The sequence below is a fragment of the Pseudomonas sp. P5_A2_2 genome (assembly GCF_054177685.1).
In genome coordinates this window covers 1-3,025 of sequence record NZ_JBGCUL010000559.1, presented here as the reverse complement: position 1 = coordinate 3,025, position 3,025 = coordinate 1, and the positions used below count along the sequence as shown (strand labels likewise).

At 57.0% G+C, this 3,025-nt stretch carries 3 protein-coding genes and 1 pseudogene; 1 reads left to right on the top strand and 3 read right to left on the bottom strand.

Features of this window, described 5'->3' with window-relative positions; translation table 11 throughout:
- Nucleotides 1–315, bottom strand: a 315-nt coding sequence (gene sdhD, locus ACXRVY_RS22260) for a succinate dehydrogenase, hydrophobic membrane anchor protein (protein ID WP_458238254.1), incomplete at its 3' end; no start/stop codon positions are given.
- Nucleotides 309–683: a succinate dehydrogenase, cytochrome b556 subunit gene (gene sdhC / locus ACXRVY_RS22255; RefSeq protein ID WP_033052382.1), complete on the bottom strand. Its 375-nt coding sequence runs from the start codon at nucleotides 681–683 to the stop codon at nucleotides 309–311. The genes sdhD and sdhC, both read right to left, overlap by 7 nt.
- Before the next feature lie 363 nt (nucleotides 684–1,046).
- Between sdhC and gltA the strand changes: the two genes are divergently transcribed.
- Complete coding sequence (gltA, locus tag ACXRVY_RS22250) at nucleotides 1,047–2,336, top strand: citrate synthase (RefSeq protein ID WP_223463340.1); 1,290 nt, start codon at nucleotides 1,047–1,049, stop codon at nucleotides 2,334–2,336.
- A 159-nt stretch (nucleotides 2,337–2,495) separates the two neighbouring features.
- On the opposite strand, the pseudogene ACXRVY_RS22245 reads toward gltA, so the two are convergent.
- Nucleotides 2,496–3,025, bottom strand: a pseudogene (locus ACXRVY_RS22245) (IS4 family transposase); the annotation flags it as partial.

The window sequence follows — 3,025 nt, the reverse complement described above, 5'->3', positions numbered from 1 at the left end:
GCCGCATACTGCCTGGAAAAGGAAACGCACTGCAGTCGCGGACTTGCCCAGCGCCATCGGCGTCAGGTAGTCGGTCGCGATGGTCCACATGCCGACCCAGGCGTGAGCGCCCAGGGCCACCAGGGCCAGCAGACTGAAGATACGCATCCCGTTGTGGGCGAACAGGCCGTGCCATTGTTCATAGCCAATGCCCGGATTCACCGCGAGGTAGCCGATCAGGAAGATGAAATAAGCCGCGAGAACGACCGCAGACACACGTTGCGCCATCCAGTCATAAAGACCGGAACGCGAAAGGTTCGTAACGCTGGTTACCATATCCAAACTCCTGCCAGAACGATCAACACCACGGAAACGGCGATGATAATTTTCGAGCCCAGGCGGCCGCCTTCCAGCGTCTCACCGATGCCCATATCCATAATCAAGTGGCGCACACCGGCTACCAGGTGATAAAGAAGAGCGGACAGGAGGCCCCATGCTACGAACTTGGCCAGCGGGCTGGTCAAGGTTGCCTTCACGTCGGCAAAACCTTCCTCGGAACCCAGGGATTTGCCCAATGCATAAAGCATGAAGCCAAGGCCCAGGAAGAGGATGATGCCGGAAACACGGTGAAGAAACGACGTAACGCCGGTGATGGGGAGTTTGATGGTCCTTAGGTCTAGGTTTACAGGTCGTTGGCTTTTCACGGCTTTTTTTTCACACTGAAGAGCCCCTAACAATCAGGGCAAAGTTGTTGGGGAGTGCACTGGTCAGGTAACCACCACCCAGGGATGCGACCCCCAATAAAGCAGGCCCAAAAGCCCTTGGCGGTCGGTGGCCGAGTATAGACAGTTAGGCTACTAATGACAACGCAAACACCTAACCCAAACAGCTGATTGCGCAACTGACATAAAAGGCGTAAATGGCAGTCAATTTCGAGGAAAAAGTCCGGTTAAAGCCTTCTGGAGCAAGACTTTAGGCAAATTGACATTCGAATTTATCTCACTATAGTGGTGCGGGCCCTGCGTGGGGGGTCTGTCTGATGATTTCAAGCATAAATAGGAGGCCACATGGCTGACAAAAAAGCGCAGTTGATCATCGAGGGCGCAGCCCCCGTCGAGCTGCCCATTTTAACCGGCACCGTTGGTCCCGATGTTATCGATGTTCGGGGCCTGACGGTCACGGGCCGTTTCACCTTTGACCCGGGTTTCATGTCGACCGCCTCGTGTGAGTCGAAGATCACCTATATTGATGGCGACAACGGCATTCTGCTGCACCGCGGCTACCCGATCGAACAGTTGGCCGAGAAGTCGGACTATCTGGAGACCTGCTACCTGCTGCTCAACGGCGAACTGCCGACCGCAGAACAGAAGGCCCAGTTCGTCAGCACCGTGAAGAACCACACCATGGTCCACGAGCAGCTGAAGACCTTCTTCAACGGCTTCCGTCGCGACGCCCACCCGATGGCCGTCATGTGCGGCGTAGTCGGTGCCCTCTCGGCCTTCTACCACGACTCCCTGGACATCAAGAACCCGCAGCATCGCGAAATCTCCGCGATCCGCCTGGTTGCCAAGATGCCGACCCTGGCAGCGATGGTTTACAAGTACTCCATGGGCCAACCCATGATGTACCCGCGCAACGACCTGTCGTACGCGGAAAACTTCCTGCACATGATGTTCAACACCCCGTGCGAGATCAAACCGATCAGCCCGGTACTCGCCAAGGCCATGGACCGGATCTTCATCCTCCACGCCGACCACGAGCAGAACGCGTCGACTTCCACCGTGCGCCTGGCCGGTTCTTCGGGTGCCAACCCGTTCGCCTGTATCGCCGCCGGTATCGCTGCACTGTGGGGCCCTGCCCACGGCGGTGCAAACGAAGCCGTACTGACCATGCTCGATGAAATCGGCGATGTTTCCAACATCGACAAGTTCATCGCCAAGGCCAAGGACAAGAACGATCCGTTCAAACTGATGGGCTTCGGTCACCGCGTTTACAAAAACCGCGACCCGCGCGCCACCGTCATGAAGCAGACCTGCGACGAAGTGTTGAAGGAACTGGGCATCCAGAACGATCCGCAGCTCGAACTGGCCATGCGCCTGGAAGAGATCGCCCTGACCGACCCGTACTTCATCGAGCGCTCGCTGTACCCGAACGTCGACTTCTACTCGGGGATCATCCTCAAGGCGATCGGCATTCCAACCAGCATGTTCACCGTGATCTTCGCCCTGGCGCGGACCGTCGGCTGGATCTCCCACTGGAAGGAAATGCTCTCCAGCCCGTACAAGATTGGCCGTCCGCGCCAGTTGTACACCGGCTACGAGTCGCGTGACATCACCAAGCTGGAAGACCGCAAGTAAGACCTGTCTTGCTGTAGCGTGTTGAGTTGTACCGGGAACGGCCTCTGCTTTTTATATAAAGAGCAGGAGGCCGTTTTTGTTTGTGCGGTTTTTTGATGGTGTACATATCCGTTTTTGCGGTAACGGCCTCTTATGGTTCCGCTCTTACAGCCAGCCCTTTCAAGGTGTTTTCCCTTTATGGGCCTTGAGCACCCGATCCGTCGACACATGAGCATGCGCAGCTTTGCCGTCCAGCCACTCCTTGGGTTTGGCGATTTTGGGACCACGTAGGCTTTTGGCCACTTGCTTGGGCTTGATATTCCTGGCGAGCGCCAACAGTCGTGTTGCCAGCGTTTCTGAGGTCGTTTGAAGTGTCAGGTAATCCGAGGGCAGTGCGATCTGCATGCCCTCGTATCCGCTACGCACTTGTACCGTCAGATGGAAGATCGAAGCTTCCCAGCCTTCGGGCAATRTCTCGCGATGAGCCTGTTCCACGCTGCGCTTGAGCACTGCCAGGACGTTGTAGGCCAGGATCGCTGAAGCAAATCCCAGCAACGCCGCCCGCGGAGCGCCAAGGCTTTCGATTTCACTGTCCAGCACCGACTCCAGGCGCTGGAACATCCCTTCGATACTCCAGCGACGACGGTATAACTCGGCGATCTGCCCGGCGCTGWCGGTGTCGGGCAAGTTGCTCCAGAACCACATCACCG

Excerpts from the sequence above, each read along its gene's own strand:
- gltA (WP_223463340.1), top strand. The coding sequence starts at position 1,047 with ATGGCTGACAAAAAAGCGCAGTTGATCATCGAGGGCGCAGCCCCCGTC.